The sequence below is a fragment of the Sulfitobacter sp. NFXS29 genome, assembly GCF_040148765.1.
GTDB lineage: Bacteria > Pseudomonadota > Alphaproteobacteria > Rhodobacterales > Rhodobacteraceae > Sulfitobacter.
The window spans coordinates 749,842-765,391 of sequence record NZ_JAGDED010000001.1 but is presented as its reverse complement, the minus strand read 5'-3'; the positions used below and the strand labels follow the sequence as shown (position 1 = coordinate 765,391).

Genomic DNA, 15,550 nt, shown 5'->3' with positions numbered 1-15,550 from the left:
TCGGCCCTTACAGCGGATCGATATCGCCCTGCGCGCGCGCTGCGTGGAAGTCGGCCTGCCACTGGGTAAACCGCCCGGCCGCGATGGCCTCGCGCATGCCCGCCATGATGTCTTGGTAGTATTGCAGGTTGTGCCATGTCAGCAGCATCGACGAGATGATCTCTTGGCTGCGGAACACATGGTGCAGATAGGCGCGTGAGTAGTTTTGGCAGGCCGGGCAGCTGCAATTTTCATCGAGAGGGCGCGGATCGTCCATATGCCGCGCGTTCTTGATGTTGAGCACCCCCATGCGGGTAAACACCTGCCCCGTGCGGCCAGAGCGTGAGGGCAATACGCAGTCCATCATATCAATGCCCCGCGCCACGGCGCCCACGATGTCGTCGGGCTTGCCCACGCCCATCAGGTAACGCGGCTTGTCTTCGGGCAGCATGTCGGTTGCGAAATCGAGCGTAGAGAACATCGCCTGCTGCCCCTCCCCCACGGCCAGACCGCCGACGGCATAGCCATCAAACCCGATCTCGCGCAGCGCCTCGGCGCTCTCTTGGCGGAAGTCTTGCTCAAGCCCGCCCTGCTGAATGCCAAAGAGCATGTGACCGGGCCGATCGCCAAAAGCCTCCCGGCTGCGCTTGGCCCAACGCATCGACAGGCGCATGCTTTCGGCGATGCGGTCGCGGTCAGCGGGCAGCGCGGGACATTCGTCGAAACACATGACGATGTCGGAGCCAAGCAGTTCCTGGATCTCCATCGAGCGTTCGGGCGTGATCTCATGTTTAGAGCCGTCGATATGGCTTTTGAAGGTCACGCCACGCTCGGTCAGCTTGCGCAGCCCGGCAAGGCTCATCACTTGAAAGCCGCCACTGTCCGTCAGGATCGGCTTGTCCCAGTTCATGAATTTATGCAGCCCGCCAAGCTTCGCCACGCGCTCCGCCGTGGGGCGCAGCATCAGATGGTAGGTGTTGCCCAGCAGGATATCCGCGCCCGTCGAGGCCACGTTTTCGGGCATCATCGCCTTGACCGTCGCCGCCGTGCCCACGGGCATGAAGGCGGGCGTGCGGATCTCGCCGCGCGGGGTTTGGATCACGCCGCTGCGTGCCTTGCCGTCCTGCGCGTGTTTGGTGAATCCGGTGCTGGTCATACTCTGGCCCTCTCTGGCTGCGACTGGCGCGATAAACCAGTGGCGAGAAACATGCAATAAAGGTAAAATAGCGAGGATTGCGTAAAAATGATATCATTCAAAGGATTACGGCCTTGCCCCTCGAAGACATGCTGATCGGCCTTTTGGAGAATAACCTCGCTTGGCTTTTGCTGGCCTTGCTGGTCGTGATCCTGATCCTGAAATCGGTCAAGATCGTCCCGCAATCCGAGCAGCATGTGATTGAACGCTTTGGCCGTCTGCGCGCGGTCTTGGGCCCGGGGATCAACATGATCGTGCCGTTTATCGATCATGTGGCGCATAAAATCTCGATCCTAGAGCGGCAGTTGCCCACCGCCAGCCAAGACGCCATCACCCGCGACAACGTGCTGGTGCAAGTCGATACCTCGGTGTTTTACCGCATCACCGAGCCGGAAAAGACCGTTTACCGCATCCGCAACGTGGACAGCGCAATCTCAACCACCGTGGCGGGGATCGTCCGGGCCGAGATCGGCAAGATGGACCTCGACGAGGTGCAAGCCAACCGAAGCCAGTTGATCACCACGATTAAGGCCAGCGTCGAAGATGCCGTTGACAGTTGGGGCATCGAAGTGACCAGAGCCGAAATTCTGGACGTGAACCTAGATGCCGCCACCCGCGCCGCCATGATGCAACAGCTCAACGCCGAACGCGCCCGCCGCGCACAGGTGACAGAGGCCGAGGGCAAAAAACGCGCCGTGGAACTGGCCGCCGAGGCCGAGCTTTACGCGTCAGAGCAGACCGCCAAGGCGCGGCGCATTCTGGCCGATGCCGAAGCCTATGCCACCCAAGTCGTCGCCACGGCGATCAACGAAAACGGGCTTGATGCCGCGCATTACCAGATCGCGCTGAAACAGGTCGATGCGCTGAATGCCATGGGCAAGGGTGCAGGCAGTCAGACCATCCTTGTCCCCGCGCAGGCATTAGAGGCCTTTGGCGATGCTTTCAAACTGCTCAGAGGGAAAGGCTAATGGCGGCTTGGCTGACACTTTGGTGGGTCTGGGTCTGCGCGGCCTTGGCCCTTGGCGTGGTTGAGCTTTTGCTGCCCGGTTCGATCTTCCTTGGCTTCGCGCTCGGCGCGCTTGGCATGGCGGTGGTGGTTGCGTTTTGGGCACCCGCCAATGTGGCCTTGATGCTGGCGATCTTTGCGGTTCTGTCACTCATCGCATGGCTGATCCTGCGGGCGCTGTTCAAACGGCAGTCCAGCGGCGCGCGGATCGTCACCCGTGACATCAACGAAAACTAAACGCCCGCAAATGGCATGAACAAGCGTGGCACAGCCTTGAATTGCCCGAACCTCCGCTACATTGCCCTATCCATGCAGCGGCTTGCCCTACTCCCACGCGCTTTCGCGTCTGTGTTTCCTCGTATTCTGGGGGCCTGTGTGCTGGCGCTGGCAATGCTGTCGGCCGCCGCTACCGGACATGCGCAAGAAGCATGGTTTGAAACGACCGAGCTGAACCCCGGCCTGCCGCCCCCGCCCGAGACACTGGACCGGGGCACGCCGATGGCCGCGCTGGAAAGCTTCATCTACCTCACCGACAATGGCCACTACTCCGACGCGGCGCATATTCTTGACCTGTCGGACCTGCCCCAAGCCGATCAGGCCGTCATCGGTGCAGAGCGCGCCTTTCAGCTTTCGGTCCTGATGGAGCGCAAGGTCGTTGTGCCATGGCGAAAACTGGCGGACCGGCCCGACGGTTGGCTCTCTGGCTCGGCCGAGGATAATGACACCGGGCGCGTGCGCCGCTCGCTGCTGATCGACCGGTTGGAGCTGGGCGGCCATGATGTGCCTTTGCGGCTCAACCGGATCAAACCCGGAGATGACGCCGAACCCGTCTGGGTCTTCTCGCGCCAGAGCATCGATAATATTCCCCATCTTCACGCGCAATACGGGCCGACGGACCTTGAGACGATGCTGCCCGACTGGCTGCGCATCCGCGCCTTTTGGGGCATGTATCTTTGGGAAGTGCTATTTCTGCCCCTGCTCGTAGTGGGAGCGCTGATGGCTGGCTGGTTCGCCTTTGGCCTCATGCGCCGTCTGGGCGAAGTGGCCAAACGGCGTTGGATGCGCTTTGTGCTCCGGTCCTTCCGCTGGCCCGCCGCCATCGTGCTCTGCGCCGCGATCATCGGCACGGCCACCAGCCGCGTGCTGGTGGTATCCGGCTTCATCGACGCGGTGCTCAGTCCGATATTGCTGATCGCCTATGTGACCGCCGCCACCCTCGCAATCGTCTTTACCTTTGACGAGATTTTTGACCGGATCAGCCCCAACAACGCCTATGAACTGGCCGATCCGATGAACGCGCATATGCGATCCATCGCCACTACGATCGCCGCCGCCCGCAAAGGGGTGATCGTGATTGCGGTGCTGGTGGCCTCGGGCGTGATCTTGGTCTCAAGCAATGCGGACAACACACTTGGCCTGTCGCTGCTAGCCTCTGCCGGTGCTGTGACCATCGTACTGGGTTTCGCCGCGCGTGAGGTACTGGGCAATATTCTTGCCTCCATCCAGATCGCGCTGAACCGTTCCGCCCGGATTGGCGATCAGCTGATCTTTGAGGGACATTTTTGCACGGTAGAACGGATCCACTTCACCTACGTGCAACTTTTGAACTGGAACGGCACCCGTCTGATCGTTCCGGTCAGCTATTTCGTCTCTGATGCGTTTGAGAATTGGTCGATCGAGGACCACGCCATGGTACGTCCCATCATCCTGACCCTGTCGCAGAATGCCGATGTGGCGGCGCTGCGCCGGGTCTTCTTCAACCTTTTGGCGCAAGAAGACCCCAATGACGTCAAACCGATGGACAAGGCCAAGGTCCATGTGCTTGAGCAAGACGCATTCGGCATCAAAGTTCGCTTTGAACTGCCCACCGACAATGCGGCGACCTTTTGGGACATCGAATGCCGGGTACGCGAAGAACTCCTCGCCGCTGCGGCGCGGATGGAGAAAGAAGACGACCTCCGCATGTTGCCCCCCGCCCCCGCGGATATGGGCAAACCATAACACAGCATCGCTTGAAGCGATCCCTGCCGCAGGTTAGGCAGGCAGACCAATCACCCAAGGAGCAGGCAATGGATAAACTGACATTCGGCTGGGAAGAATGGGTGGCCCTGCCCGATCTTGGCCTTCCCGCGATCAAGGCCAAGGTTGACACTGGCGCGCGCACCTCGGCGCTGCATGCCCACGATATTGAGGTCTTCGGTCCCGCCTCTAAGCCCAAGGTCCGTTTTAACGTGCATCCGATCTCGGGGCGCGATGATATTTCCATCACCTGCTCGGCGCCGCTCATCGACCGGCGCGAGGTGACCTCCTCCAACGGCGAATCCGAGCATCGTTTCGTGATCGCGACCACGATTGAAGTGAACGGCCAAAGCTGGCCCATCGACGTGACCCTGACCAACCGCGCAAGCATGACCAGCCGCATGTTGCTGGGCCGTCAGGCGCTGACCGAGCATATCAACATCTCAGCGACCGAGCGGCGTTTGCAGCCTGATCTGAACTATGACGTCTACCATACCGCGAGCCTGCGCCACACAGCACCACAGCGTGCCCTGCGCATCGCGGTGCTCAGCCGCGAAGACAATTACTCGACCCGCCGTCTGGTCGAGGTCGGCGAAGCCCGCGGCCATGTGGTTGAGGTCATCGACACCACGCGCTGCTATATGGCGATCAACCAACTGGCCCCCGAGGTGCATTACGACGGCAAGCGCCTGCCCCGCTATGACGCCGTGATCCCGCGTATCGGCGCGTCGATCACCCCCTACGGCACCGCCGTGATCCGCCAGTTCGAGACGATCGGCACCTATTGCGTCAACGGCTCTGCCGGGATCACCGCCAGCCGCGACAAGCTGCACGCGCATCAGGTCTTGGCGGCGAAAAAGATCGGCATGCCGACCACGGCCTTTGCCGCCTCGCCGAAGGATACCTCAAACCTGATGGCCCTGGTGGGCACCGCGCCCTTGATCGTAAAGCTGCTGGAATCGACCCAAGGCAAAGGCGTCGTGCTGGCGGAAACCAAGAAAGCCGCCGAGAGTGTGATCGACGCCTTCCGCGGCCTGCGCGCCAACTTTCTCGTGCAGGATTTCGTCAAGGAAGCCGCCGGTGAAGATATCCGCTGCCTCGTGGTGGCAGGCAAGGTCGTCGCCTCCATGAAGCGCACCGGGGCGGAGGGCGACTTCCGCTCGAACCTGCACCGGGGCGGTTCGGCCAAGGTCGTCCGCATCTCGAAAGAGGAACGCGACACCGCCGTGCGCGCCGCGCGGGCCTTTGGCCTTGGCATCGCAGGGGTCGATCTGCTCCGTTCGGAAAGCGGCCCAAAGGTGCTTGAGGTCAACTCCTCCCCCGGGTTCGAAGGGATCGAGAACGCCACCAAGAAAGATATCGTCGGTAAGGTCTATGATGAGATCGAAGCCCGCGTGAAGCCTCAACCTGCGCGGCGCCGCAAGGGGGGCTGACCGGGGCGGCCCCGCGCCCTCAGGGCGTCGGGCCACTTTACGCCGCGCCCCGCAATCCCTATATAAAACGTCGAGAATGATGCGAGGCAAGAGATGACCGAACAGACCCAACCGCTCGAAGGGACACCGCTGATTGCGCCCTCTTCCACCGACCACCCGCTTTACGAGCAGGTCGTTGAGGCGTGTCGCACGGTCTATGACCCTGAGATCCCTGTGAATATCTATGAACTCGGGCTAATCTACACGATCGACATCAACGCCGAGAACGAAGTCGACATCAAGATGTCGCTGACCGCGCCCGGTTGCCCCGTCGCGGGTGAAATGCCCGGATGGGTCGCCGATGCGGTCGAACCGATTGCGGGGGTCAAGCAGGTCGATGTGGCGCTGGTTTGGGAACCGCCTTGGGGCATGGACATGATGTCTGATGAAGCCCGGCTTGAACTGGGCTTCATGTAAGCCACAGTTTCGCAGAGCGAACAATAAACGCCGTCGATGCAGGTCATCGGCGGCGTTTTTCTTTGGCCGCGTCGTGCCGAATAGGGGCGCGCCGGATTGTTCATTTGCCTGACATGATCCGGTCGTGAAACCGTTACACAGCCCCCTCATAGAAGCGCCCAGAACTTCATTCACGAACGGATAACATTATGCGAACCCTTGTTTCTCTCGCCGCTCTGGCCCTCGCGCCCGGCATGGCGCTGGCCGAAGCTCATTCTGCAGCGACACCGGTCGAATACGGCCCCCGCCCCGCCTATCTGGTGGATAAGCTGCCCGAGGGCGACCTGAAGGACAAGCTGGCCTCTTGCATGGGTCAAGACGCCGCCAAGTCCGATTTCTCCATCGGGCACCGGGGCGCACCGCTGATGTTTCCCGAACATACCGTGCAATCCAACGTCGCCGCCGCGCGCATGGGTGCGGGCATTTTGGAATGCGACGTGACCTTTACCGCCGATCACGAATTGGTCTGCCGCCACGCGCAGAACGATCTGCACACCACCACGAACATCCTCGTCTCTGATCTGGCCGAAAAATGCACCACCGGCTTTACCGCCGCGTCGGGCGACACGCCAGCCAGCGCCGAATGCCGCACCTCTGACATCACGCTGGCAGAGTTCCGCACCCTGACGCCCAAGATGGACAGTGCCGACAAGACCGCCACCACCGCCGAAGACTATCAGGGCGGCGTCGCGAATTGGCGCACCGAGCTTTACAGCGACAAAGCCGATCTGATGACCCATGCGGAATCGATCGAACTGTTCAAATCCTTGGGCGCCAAATTCACGCCCGAGCTGAAATCCCCCTCTGTCGAGATGCCCCATGACGGTTTCTCTCAGGAAGACTACGCGCAGAAGCTGGTCGATGAATATGTCGCTGCGGGCATTCCGGCCTCTGACGTTTGGCCGCAGTCCTTCAACCTTGACGATGTGCTCTACTGGGTTGAGAACACACCCGAATTCGGCAAGCAGGCCGTTTATCTGGTGCAATGGTCCGACGGTTTCGATGAGCAAAACCCCGAGACATGGGCCGAAGATTTCGCCGATCTGAAAGCCAAGGGCGTCAACTACCTCGCCCCATCGCTCAACATGATGCTGACCAACAAAGAGGGCGAGATTGCCGCGTCCGATTACGCCATGGCCGCGAAAGAGGCGGGTCTGACCCTGATCGCTTGGACGCTGGAACGGTCCGGCCCGCTGGCCTCCGGTGGCGGTTGGTACTTCCAGTCGGTCAATGATATTGTGAAAGATGACAGCGACTATCTGGTGGCGCTGGATGTACTGGCCCAAGACGTGGGCGTGGCCGGTGTCTTCTCCGATTGGCCCGCAACCGTGACCTATTACGCGAACTGCATGGGCCTCTGATCCGCGCCGCGCATAGGATCATCCTCAGGGCCGCCTCTTCTCGGGCGGCCCTTTTCGTTGGCCGGGCTTGCATGGATTTCTCCTTCCTGCGACATTGCGGGAAACAAGGGGCAAGCCATGGAAACTTGGGCAATTTTTACCGGTGATATCGTGAAGTCCTCCGCGATGAGCCGGGCGGAGTTGGATGCTGTTTTCGCACGTCTCGAAGGTGCCGCCGAGGCTATAACGACTTGGCAAGACCAGCCCGCCCGCATGACCCGTTTTCGCGGGGATGGCTGGCAAATGGCCGTGGCGCCAAAGTTCACCCTCCGCGCGGCCCTCGTCCTGCGCGCCGCCGTGCGCCGCTGCGGCAAGACCGCAGACACCCGTTTTGGCATCGGAATAGGCGAGGCGCATTTCGCAGGCGACGACCTCGCTCGTGCCGATGGGGCGGCGCTGGTTCGTTCCGGTCACGCCCTCGACGCCATGCCCCGCGCGCGGCGCCTGCATGCCCCTGATTCCACCCTCGCCCTGCGTGCAACCCTCCCCCTCGCCGACCGGATCGCAACCGGTTGGACCAAGCGCCAAGCCGATGTCGCCTACTACATGCTCGCCCCTGAGCCACCCGTGCAAGCGGGTCTCGCGCAGCAGTTTGAGCTGACGCAGCAGAGTGTACAGGGCCATATGGACGCGGCTGGGATAGATGAGTTGCGAGAGGTTTGCGACGTGCTAGAGGAGCAGAAAACAGCCTAATAAAGCTGTTATAAGATATTACAGCCGAATATGCCTGTATTCATTCCTGAGAAAGACCCTTGCCACAGCCCGCTGCGGCTTTTCAAATAACAACCACACCCAACAGCCGGACCCCTTATGACCGAACAGGCCATCGCCACCGCCCTCGCTTGCCTGCTCGCCCATCTGTTGGCGGATTTCGTGTTTCAGACCAACGCGATGGTCGCCGCCAAACGCAAACCCCAGATACTTCTGCTGCACGGTGCCATCGTCTTTGCCGCAACGGCGCTGGCCCTCGGCGGCAGCCTCCTCCCAGCTGGCCTTCTCGCACTCGCCCATGTCGGGATTGATGCGATCAAAACCTACGCCCTTCCAAAGCAGCATCGCGAGCGGCTCTGGCCCTACCTCACCGATCAAGCGGCCCATCTTGCAACCATCGCGGTCTTCACCCTTTATACTCCCGAGGCTTTTGCCAGTGGCCTCTGGGCTGCTCAGAGTACAACGCTTATTCCGCCTGCCCTCTTCCTTGCGGGGCTGATCACCGCCACCCTTGCAGGCGGGCCTGCCGTAGGCGGCTTGATGTTGCCCCACAAAGCACAGGCTCAGCCCGACGGCTTGGAGAACGCAGGCAGGGTCATTGGTCTGCTGGAACGCGCGCTTATCTTTCTGATGGTCATGATCGGCGAGCCTACGGGCATCGGATTTCTTATCGCGGCAAAGTCGATCCTGCGCTTTGACACGGTGAAAAAGAACCAGAAAATAAGCGAATACGTCATTATCGGGACGCTGGCCTCTTTCGGTTGGGCGCTCATCGTGGCCTTTGCTACGCTGGCGACAATGAATTCCCTTTGACGGCTTGAGATCACCGCCCCGCATCCCTATCTTGGCCGCATAGGAGAATTTGACATGTTTGGCATTCCCGGCAAGCAAGCCGTCACCATGACCCCCAAAGCCGCTGGCCAGATTGCAAAGCTGATGCAATCGGCGGGCCATGCAGGGCTGCGCATTGGCGTCAAGAAAGGCGGCTGCGCGGGCATGGAATACACCATGGAATACGTCGAAGCGACCGACCCCAACGATGAGGTCGTCGAACAAGACGGCGCGCGGGTGATGATCGCACCGATGGCGCAGATGTTCCTTTTTGGCACGGAAATCGACTATGAGACAACGCTGCTCGAGTCCGGTTTCAAATTCCGCAATCCCAATGTGACCGAAGCCTGCGGCTGCGGCGAATCCATCAAGTTCGACGAGAGCTTGGGCGCGAAGTAAGCGCGCCCGTCAGGCTCACGGCCTTGACGAAAGGCTGCCGGCCTGCGAACTGATCTAGCAATATCAACAGATCAGGACGGATCCGATGCGCACCAAAATCGCCGCCGGCAACTGGAAGATGAACGGCACCGCCGCCTCTTTGGCAGAGCTTCACAGCCTTGCCACCGGCCTGCCCGAAAACCCGCCGCAGGTCGTGATCTGCCCACCCAGCACATTGTTGTTCCGCGCCACCGATGCGACCCACGGCAGCCCGATTCAAATCGGCGCGCAGGATTGCCATACCGAAGGTGCAGGCGCCTATACCGGTGACATCTCCGCCACGATGGTCGCCGACAGCGGCGCCACCCATGTGATCCTCGGCCATTCTGAGCGCCGCGACGCCCACCGGGAAACCGACGCCCATGTGCAGGCCAAGACCTGTGCCGCTTGGGCCGCTGGTCTCACCGCCATCGTCTGCATCGGCGAGAGCGAGGCCGAGCGGGACGCTGACCAAACGCTCGACGTCATCGGCGGGCAACTCGACGGCTCCCTCCCCGACGCGATTGATGCGGAAAATACCGTGATCGCCTACGAACCGATCTGGGCCATCGGCACCGGCAAGGTCCCCAGCATCACGCAGATCAAAGAGGTGCATGATTTCATCCGCGCCCGCCTGATCGACCGTTTTGGCGCAGAGATCGGCAATGCCCTCCCCCTGCTCTACGGCGGCTCGGTCAAAGCCGCGAATGCTGTTGATATTTTCGCCGTGGAAAACGTCGACGGCGCGCTTGTGGGTGGGGCCAGCCTCAAGGCAGAAGACTTCGCGCCCATTGTGACTGCCCTCGCACAGTCCTGAAAACAACCGGGGCGGGCAGTGATGCCCCGCCCCGCGTTCTTAAAGCGGCAGCATCGTCGTCGATTTGATCTCTTCCATCGACAAAAGCGCCGTGACGTTGTGCACCTTCACCTCTGAGATCAGCGCCTGATAGAACACGTCATAGGCCCGCGCGTTCTTGACCCGCACTTTCAGGATATAATCGATATCCCCTGCCAAACGGTGCGCCTCCTGCACCTCGGGCCGGTCTTTCAACGCCTGCAAAAACGCCGCCTGCCACGCCGCCTCATGCTCTGACGTGCGGATCAGAACGAAAAAGCACGCCTCGAACCCTAGCGCCTCTGAATCAAGCACAACCGTCTGCTGGCCAATCACCCCCGCCTCGCGCAGCTTGCGAATGCGATTCCACACTGGGGTCTTTGAAGAGCCCACTTCGCGCGCAATATCGTCCAGCGATTGGCTCGCATCGCGTTGCAGCTGCGCCAAAATCTTCCGGTCGGTCTCATCAATTCGGACAGTCATTCTCTTCTCTCTCGTCCCCGCAGGACGTTCATACTCAACCTACGGCCGAAGCGAACGCGCGTTCTTATCTGCGCCAGCAACTAGCCAATTATCGGGAATATTTCCTATATAAGAGGTCACGTCAAACAGAATACAGGGCGCATCATGGATCACTTTCCCATCTTCCTCGCCACGAGCGAGCAAAAGATCCTCCTTTCCGGCGGCGGCGAAGCGGCGCTGGCCAAGTTGCGCCTGCTGATGAAGACCAAAGCCGCGCTGCATATCTTTGCGCCCGACCCCGCGCCAGAGCTTGTCGAATGGCAGGCGGCGGGCAAGCTGACCCTGCACCGCCGCGCCTTCACTGCCGCCGACCTGCCCGGTGCCCTGCTGTTCTACGCGGCGGATGAGGATGACGCGCTGGATGCCGAAAACGCGGCCCTTGCCCGTGCCGCTGGCGTGCTGGTCAACATCGTCGACAATCTGCACGACAGCCAGTTCATCACCCCCGCCATCGTCGACCGTGATCCGGTGACCGTGGCCATCGGCACCGAAGGCGCCGCCCCGGTGCTGGCCCGCGCCATCAAAGCCGATTTGGAAGAGCGTCTGCCCGTCACCCTCGGCCCGCTCGCGCGGATCGGCAAAGGCTTTCGGAAGCTGGCCGACGCCCTGCCCATGGGCCGCGCGCGTCGCGATTTCTGGCGTGAGTATTACTTCGCCACTGGCCCCCGCGCCATGGCCGAAGGCAAGTATAGCGTGCGCCCGGCGTTGAAAGACCTGTTGCAGACCCACCTCGCCCGCGAAGCCCGCGACGGCCATGTGGCTTTCGTTGGCGGCGGCCCCGGCGATCCGGAACTGCTGACCCTCAAAGCTCGCCGCGCGCTGGATGAGGCCGATGTGGTGATCTACGACCGTCTGATCAGCCCCGAAATCCTCGAACTCGCCCGCCGCGAAGCGCTGATGATCGACGTTGGTAAAGAGGGTTTTGGCCCCTCCACTGCCCAAGAGCACATTAACGCGCTGCTGGTCGAGCACGCTCAGAGCGGCGCACAGGTCGTGCGGCTGAAATCCGGCGATGCCACCGTCTTTGGCCGCCTCGACGAAGAGATCGACGCGGTCGACGCCCATGACATCGGCTGGCACATCGTGCCCGGCATCACCGCTGCCTCTGCCGCTGTGGCGGGCATCGGTCAAAGCCTGACCAAGCGCGGGCGGAATGCCTCGGTTCGCTTCCTGACCGGGCATGACATGAAAGGTTTCGCCGATCACGATTGGGCCGCCCTTGCACGCCCGAATGAGGTCGCCGCGATCTACATGGGCAAGAAATCCGCCCGCTTTGTCCAAGGCCGCCTGCTGATGCACGGCGCCGACCGCGCCACGCCCGTGACTGTGATCGAAAACGCCTCGCGCGCCGATCAGCGGGTGCTGTCCACCACGCTCAACGATCTGCCCCGCGATCTGGCCGATGCCGAAATGACCGGCCCCGCGCTCACCTTCTACGGCCTCGCCCCGCGCGCCGCCGTCCAAGCTGCCACCCAAACCCCGCTAGAGGAGCTGGCCTGATATGCCCAAGCCTTTCACCCCCAAGGTCATCACCGCCAATGCGCTGCTCGAAGGCGACGTTGTCTACCAAACCGCCACCGGCTGGACCCGCAACCTCGCAGAGGCCGAAGTGCTGACCGATGAGGCCGACGCCGATCTGCGCCTGATCGACGCGCTGAGCCAGCAAGACCTGGTCGTCGGCGTCTACCTCGCCGATGTGGCCCCCGAGGCCAGCGGCCCCAAGCCCACACACTTCCGCGAAGAGTTCCGCGCCAAAGGCCCGTCGAACTACGCCCACGGCAAACAGGAGACCCTGTGATGTATAGCTATACCGAATTCGACGATAAATTCCTCGCCGAGCGCAACGCCCAGTTCCGCGCCCAAGTCGAGCGCCGCATCGACGGCTCGCTCACTGAGGATGAGTTCAAACCCCTGCGCCTGATGAACGGGCTCTACCTGCAACTGCACGCCTATATGCTGCGGGTGGCGATCCCCTATGGCACGCTGAGCAGCGCGCAAATGGACAAGCTCGCCTTCATCGCCGAGAAATGGGACAAGGGCTACGGCCACTTTACCACGCGCCAAAACATCCAGTACAACTGGCCCGAATTGCGCGACGTGCCCGACATGCTCGACGCGCTGGCCGAGGTGAACCTGCACGCGATCCAAACCTCCGGCAACACGATCCGCAACGTGACCGCCGACCATTTCGCCGGTGCCGCCGCCGATGAGGTCGCCGACCCACGCCCCGTGGCCGAGTTGATCCGCCAATGGTCCACCGACCACCCCGAGTTCCAGTTTCTGCCGCGCAAATTCAAGGTCGCCGTCACCGGCGCCGCCGCCGACCGTGCCGTGATCAAAGCCCATGACATCGGGCTGCGCATCGTCGAACGCAATGGCGAACAGGGCTTCGAAGTCATTGTCGGTGGCGGCCTTGGCCGCACCCCGATGATCGGCAAGGTGCTCTATGATTTCGTCAGTGCCGACGACCTGCTCCCCACGCTCGAAGCCATCGTCAGCGTCTACAACGTGCTGGGCCGCCGCGATAACAAATACAAAGCGCGGATCAAGATCACCGTGCACGAAAACGGCATCGAAGACATCCGCGCCCGCGTCGACGCGCAATATGCGCTGTTCCGCAGCCAATTCTCCGGCGTGGATCAACAAGTGCTGTCGCGCATCGAAGCCGATTTCGCCGCACCCGAGTTCAGAACTGCCTCCCTCGCGGCCTACGAATCTGCCTATACCAACGATCCCGTCTTCCGCGCGTGGGCCGATACCAACCTCGCCGAGCACCGCGCGCCGGGCTATGCCATCGTCTCGATCAGCCTCAAGGCCCATGGTGCCACACCGGGCGATGCCACAGCCGACCAGATGCGCGTGATGGCCGACCTCGCCCGCCGCTTTGGCCATGACGAGCTGCGCATCAGCCACGAGCAGAACGTAATCCTGCCCCATGTGCACCGCAGCGACCTGCCCGAACTGCATGCCGCGCTGAAAGAGGCCAAGCTGGCCACCGCCAACATCGGCCTGATCTCGGACATCATCGCTTGCCCCGGCATGGACTATTGCGCGCTGGCCACCGCCCGCTCGATCCCCATCGCACAAGAAATCGCCACCCGTTTCGACGAGCTGAAGTTGGAGCATGACGTGGGCCCGCTCAAGATCAAGATCTCGGGCTGCATCAACGCCTGCGGCCACCACCATGTGGGGCACATCGGGATCCTCGGTCTCGACCGCGCGGGCGTGGAGAACTACCAAATCACGCTCGGCGGCGATGGCACCGAGGATGCGAGTCTTGGCACCCGCACCGGCCCCGGCTTCTCGGCCGAGGAGATCATTCCGGCCATCGAACGCCTTGTTCTGGGCTACCTCGACCTGCGCAACGATCCTGCAGAGACCTTCTTGCAAGCCTACCGCCGCCTCGGCCTCGCGCCCTTCAAAGCCGTGCTCTACCCCGAGACGGCGGACAAGGACCGGGCCGATGCCGCTTGATACCCCTGAACTTCATCCTTTCTCAAATACCGCTGCGCGACCCCCTGAGGGGCTGCGCGCGGTCGAGGAAAAAGTCGCACAGCTCAACGCGGACCTGCGCCACCACGGGGCCACGGATGTCATCCGCCGCGCCTATGCCGAGATCGAGAACCTCACCCTCGTCTCAAGCTTCGGCGCGGAATCGGTGGCGCTCTTGCACCTTGCCTCAATGGTGTCGCGGGATATCCCGGTGCTCTTTATCGACACCGAGATGCTCTTTGCCGAAACGCTCGTCTACCAGCAGGAGCTGAGCGAACGCCTCGGCCTGCGCAAGGTCACCACCCTGCGCAGCGCAGAGATCGCAGCGCAGGATCCGGATGGCACGCTGTACCAATACGACACAGACGCCTGCTGCGCATTGCGCAAAACGCGGCCCTTGCAGAACGCGTTGGCGGGCTATGACGGCTGGATCACCGGGCGTAAACGCTTTCAATCTGGCAGCCGCGCGGCGTTGGACTTCTTTGAGGTGGAAATCCCCAAAGAGGGTTCCGCCCCGCGCATCAAGGTGAACCCGCTGGCCTATTGGGCAACCTCCGATGTGGCCGATTACATCGCCGAGAACCGCCTGCCTCGGCATCCTCTGGTGGCCAAGGGCTACCCCTCGATCGGCTGCGCGCCCTGCACCTCGCCCGTGGCACCCGGCGAAGACCCGCGCGCCGGACGCTGGCGCGATCAGAACAAAGAAGAATGCGGCATCCACTTTGTGAACGGCAAAGCGGTCCGAACAGGAGACAAATCATGAGCGTACTCGTAACCGACACAGGTTTCACCGCCGACGACTGGACCCATGGCTATTGCGAGGATGGTGCGGCGAATGATTGCCGCGCCATCGATCTCGGCTCTGACGCCGATGCCCATGCCCTCACGCTGACCCCGGTGCTTGAGATGATCCGTGTCGATTTTCCGTCTTTCGCGGATGGGCGCGGCTTTACCATCGCACGTGTCCTGCGCCTGCGGGGCTATACGGGCCGTTTGCGCGCCCGCGGGCATGTGCTGGCCGACCAATACGCCATGGCCCGCCGCGCGGGGTTCGATGAGGTTGAGATCGACAATGATCTGGCCGCGCGTCAGCCGCAGGACCAATGGCTCGCCCGCGCTGACTGGCAGGCACACAACTATCAGTCCCGCCTTCGCGGAGCCTCCCCACAGGCAGCGGCGGCCAAATAGGCCGCTTCATTGCCCTCCCCCCTTCCT

Annotated in this window: 17 protein-coding genes; 15 read left to right on the top strand and 2 right to left on the bottom strand. The window is 61.9% G+C overall.

The window, feature by feature from the left end; all coding sequences use genetic code 11:
* Positions 1-7: 7 nt before the first annotated feature.
* Positions 8-1,135 carry a tRNA guanosine(34) transglycosylase Tgt gene (gene tgt, locus J3456_RS03785; RefSeq protein WP_349578957.1) on the bottom strand — a complete coding sequence of 376 codons (1,128 nt, stop codon included), beginning with the start codon at positions 1,133-1,135 and terminating at the stop codon, positions 8-10.
* Positions 1,136-1,263: 128 nt separating this feature from the next.
* Here tgt and J3456_RS03780 point away from each other — a divergent pair, with 128 nt between their 5' ends.
* From J3456_RS03780 to tpiA, 10 genes are all read left to right on the top strand, one after another.
* Complete coding sequence (locus J3456_RS03780) at positions 1,264-2,142, top strand: SPFH domain-containing protein (RefSeq protein WP_132444573.1); 879 nt, start codon at positions 1,264-1,266, stop codon at positions 2,140-2,142.
* Positions 2,142-2,417, top strand: a complete 276-nt coding sequence (locus J3456_RS03775) for an NfeD family protein (RefSeq protein ID WP_349578956.1) — start codon at positions 2,142-2,144, stop codon at positions 2,415-2,417. Before J3456_RS03780 ends, J3456_RS03775 begins: the two co-directional genes overlap by 1 nt.
* Positions 2,418-2,555: 138 nt before the next feature.
* On the top strand, positions 2,556-4,181 hold the full coding sequence (locus J3456_RS03770; RefSeq protein WP_349578955.1) for a mechanosensitive ion channel family protein: 1,626 nt from the start codon (positions 2,556-2,558) through the stop codon (positions 4,179-4,181).
* A gap of 68 nt (positions 4,182-4,249) precedes the next feature.
* Entirely contained in the window at positions 4,250-5,632 is a 1,383-nt protein-coding gene (rimK, locus tag J3456_RS03765) for a 30S ribosomal protein S6--L-glutamate ligase (RefSeq protein WP_067626183.1), read from the top strand.
* Between the two features lie 93 nt (positions 5,633-5,725).
* Complete coding sequence (locus J3456_RS03760) at positions 5,726-6,088, top strand: SUF system Fe-S cluster assembly protein (protein ID WP_067626181.1); 363 nt, start codon at positions 5,726-5,728, stop codon at positions 6,086-6,088.
* A 188-nt stretch (positions 6,089-6,276) separates the two neighbouring features.
* Entirely contained in the window at positions 6,277-7,488 is a 1,212-nt protein-coding gene (locus J3456_RS03755) for a glycerophosphodiester phosphodiesterase family protein (protein WP_349578954.1), read from the top strand.
* A gap of 117 nt (positions 7,489-7,605) precedes the next feature.
* Positions 7,606-8,220, top strand: coding sequence for a hypothetical protein (locus tag J3456_RS03750; RefSeq protein WP_349578953.1), 615 nt, complete (start codon positions 7,606-7,608; stop codon positions 8,218-8,220).
* A 117-nt stretch (positions 8,221-8,337) separates the two neighbouring features.
* Positions 8,338-9,051 (top strand): DUF3307 domain-containing protein, encoded by a 714-nt coding sequence (locus J3456_RS03745; protein WP_349578952.1) that lies wholly within the window; start codon positions 8,338-8,340, stop codon positions 9,049-9,051.
* Positions 9,052-9,105: 54 nt separating this feature from the next.
* Positions 9,106-9,468 carry a HesB/IscA family protein gene (locus tag J3456_RS03740; RefSeq protein WP_067265014.1) on the top strand — a complete coding sequence of 121 codons (363 nt, stop codon included), beginning with the start codon at positions 9,106-9,108 and terminating at the stop codon, positions 9,466-9,468.
* A gap of 85 nt (positions 9,469-9,553) precedes the next feature.
* Entirely contained in the window at positions 9,554-10,303 is a 750-nt protein-coding gene (gene tpiA / locus J3456_RS03735; RefSeq protein ID WP_349578951.1) for a triose-phosphate isomerase, read from the top strand.
* 39 nt (positions 10,304-10,342) lie between these two features.
* Here the strand turns inward: tpiA and J3456_RS03730 are convergent, their stop codons facing one another.
* Positions 10,343-10,804 (bottom strand): Lrp/AsnC family transcriptional regulator, encoded by a 462-nt coding sequence (locus tag J3456_RS03730; protein ID WP_067265010.1) that lies wholly within the window; start codon positions 10,802-10,804, stop codon positions 10,343-10,345.
* A gap of 144 nt (positions 10,805-10,948) precedes the next feature.
* Between J3456_RS03730 and cysG the strand changes: the two genes are divergently transcribed.
* The 5 genes from cysG to J3456_RS03705 are packed head-to-tail and all read left to right on the top strand — an operon-like array spanning position 10,949 to position 15,523.
* Positions 10,949-12,343 (top strand): siroheme synthase CysG, encoded by a 1,395-nt coding sequence (gene cysG, locus J3456_RS03725; RefSeq protein WP_349578950.1) that lies wholly within the window; start codon positions 10,949-10,951, stop codon positions 12,341-12,343.
* A 1-nt stretch (position 12,344) separates the two neighbouring features.
* Entirely contained in the window at positions 12,345-12,641 is a 297-nt protein-coding gene (locus tag J3456_RS03720) for a DUF2849 domain-containing protein (protein WP_349578949.1), read from the top strand.
* Entirely contained in the window at positions 12,641-14,317 is a 1,677-nt protein-coding gene (locus tag J3456_RS03715) for a nitrite/sulfite reductase (protein ID WP_349578948.1), read from the top strand. The genes J3456_RS03720 and J3456_RS03715 overlap by 1 nt, the downstream gene beginning before the upstream one ends.
* Entirely contained in the window at positions 14,307-15,098 is a 792-nt protein-coding gene (locus tag J3456_RS03710; protein WP_349578947.1) for a phosphoadenylyl-sulfate reductase, read from the top strand. Before J3456_RS03715 ends, J3456_RS03710 begins: the two co-directional genes overlap by 11 nt.
* A complete protein-coding gene (locus J3456_RS03705; RefSeq protein WP_349578946.1) occupies positions 15,095-15,523 on the top strand; it encodes a DUF934 domain-containing protein in 429 nt (142 codons plus the stop codon). The genes J3456_RS03710 and J3456_RS03705 overlap by 4 nt, the downstream gene beginning before the upstream one ends.
* Positions 15,524-15,550: the final 27 nt, after the last annotated feature.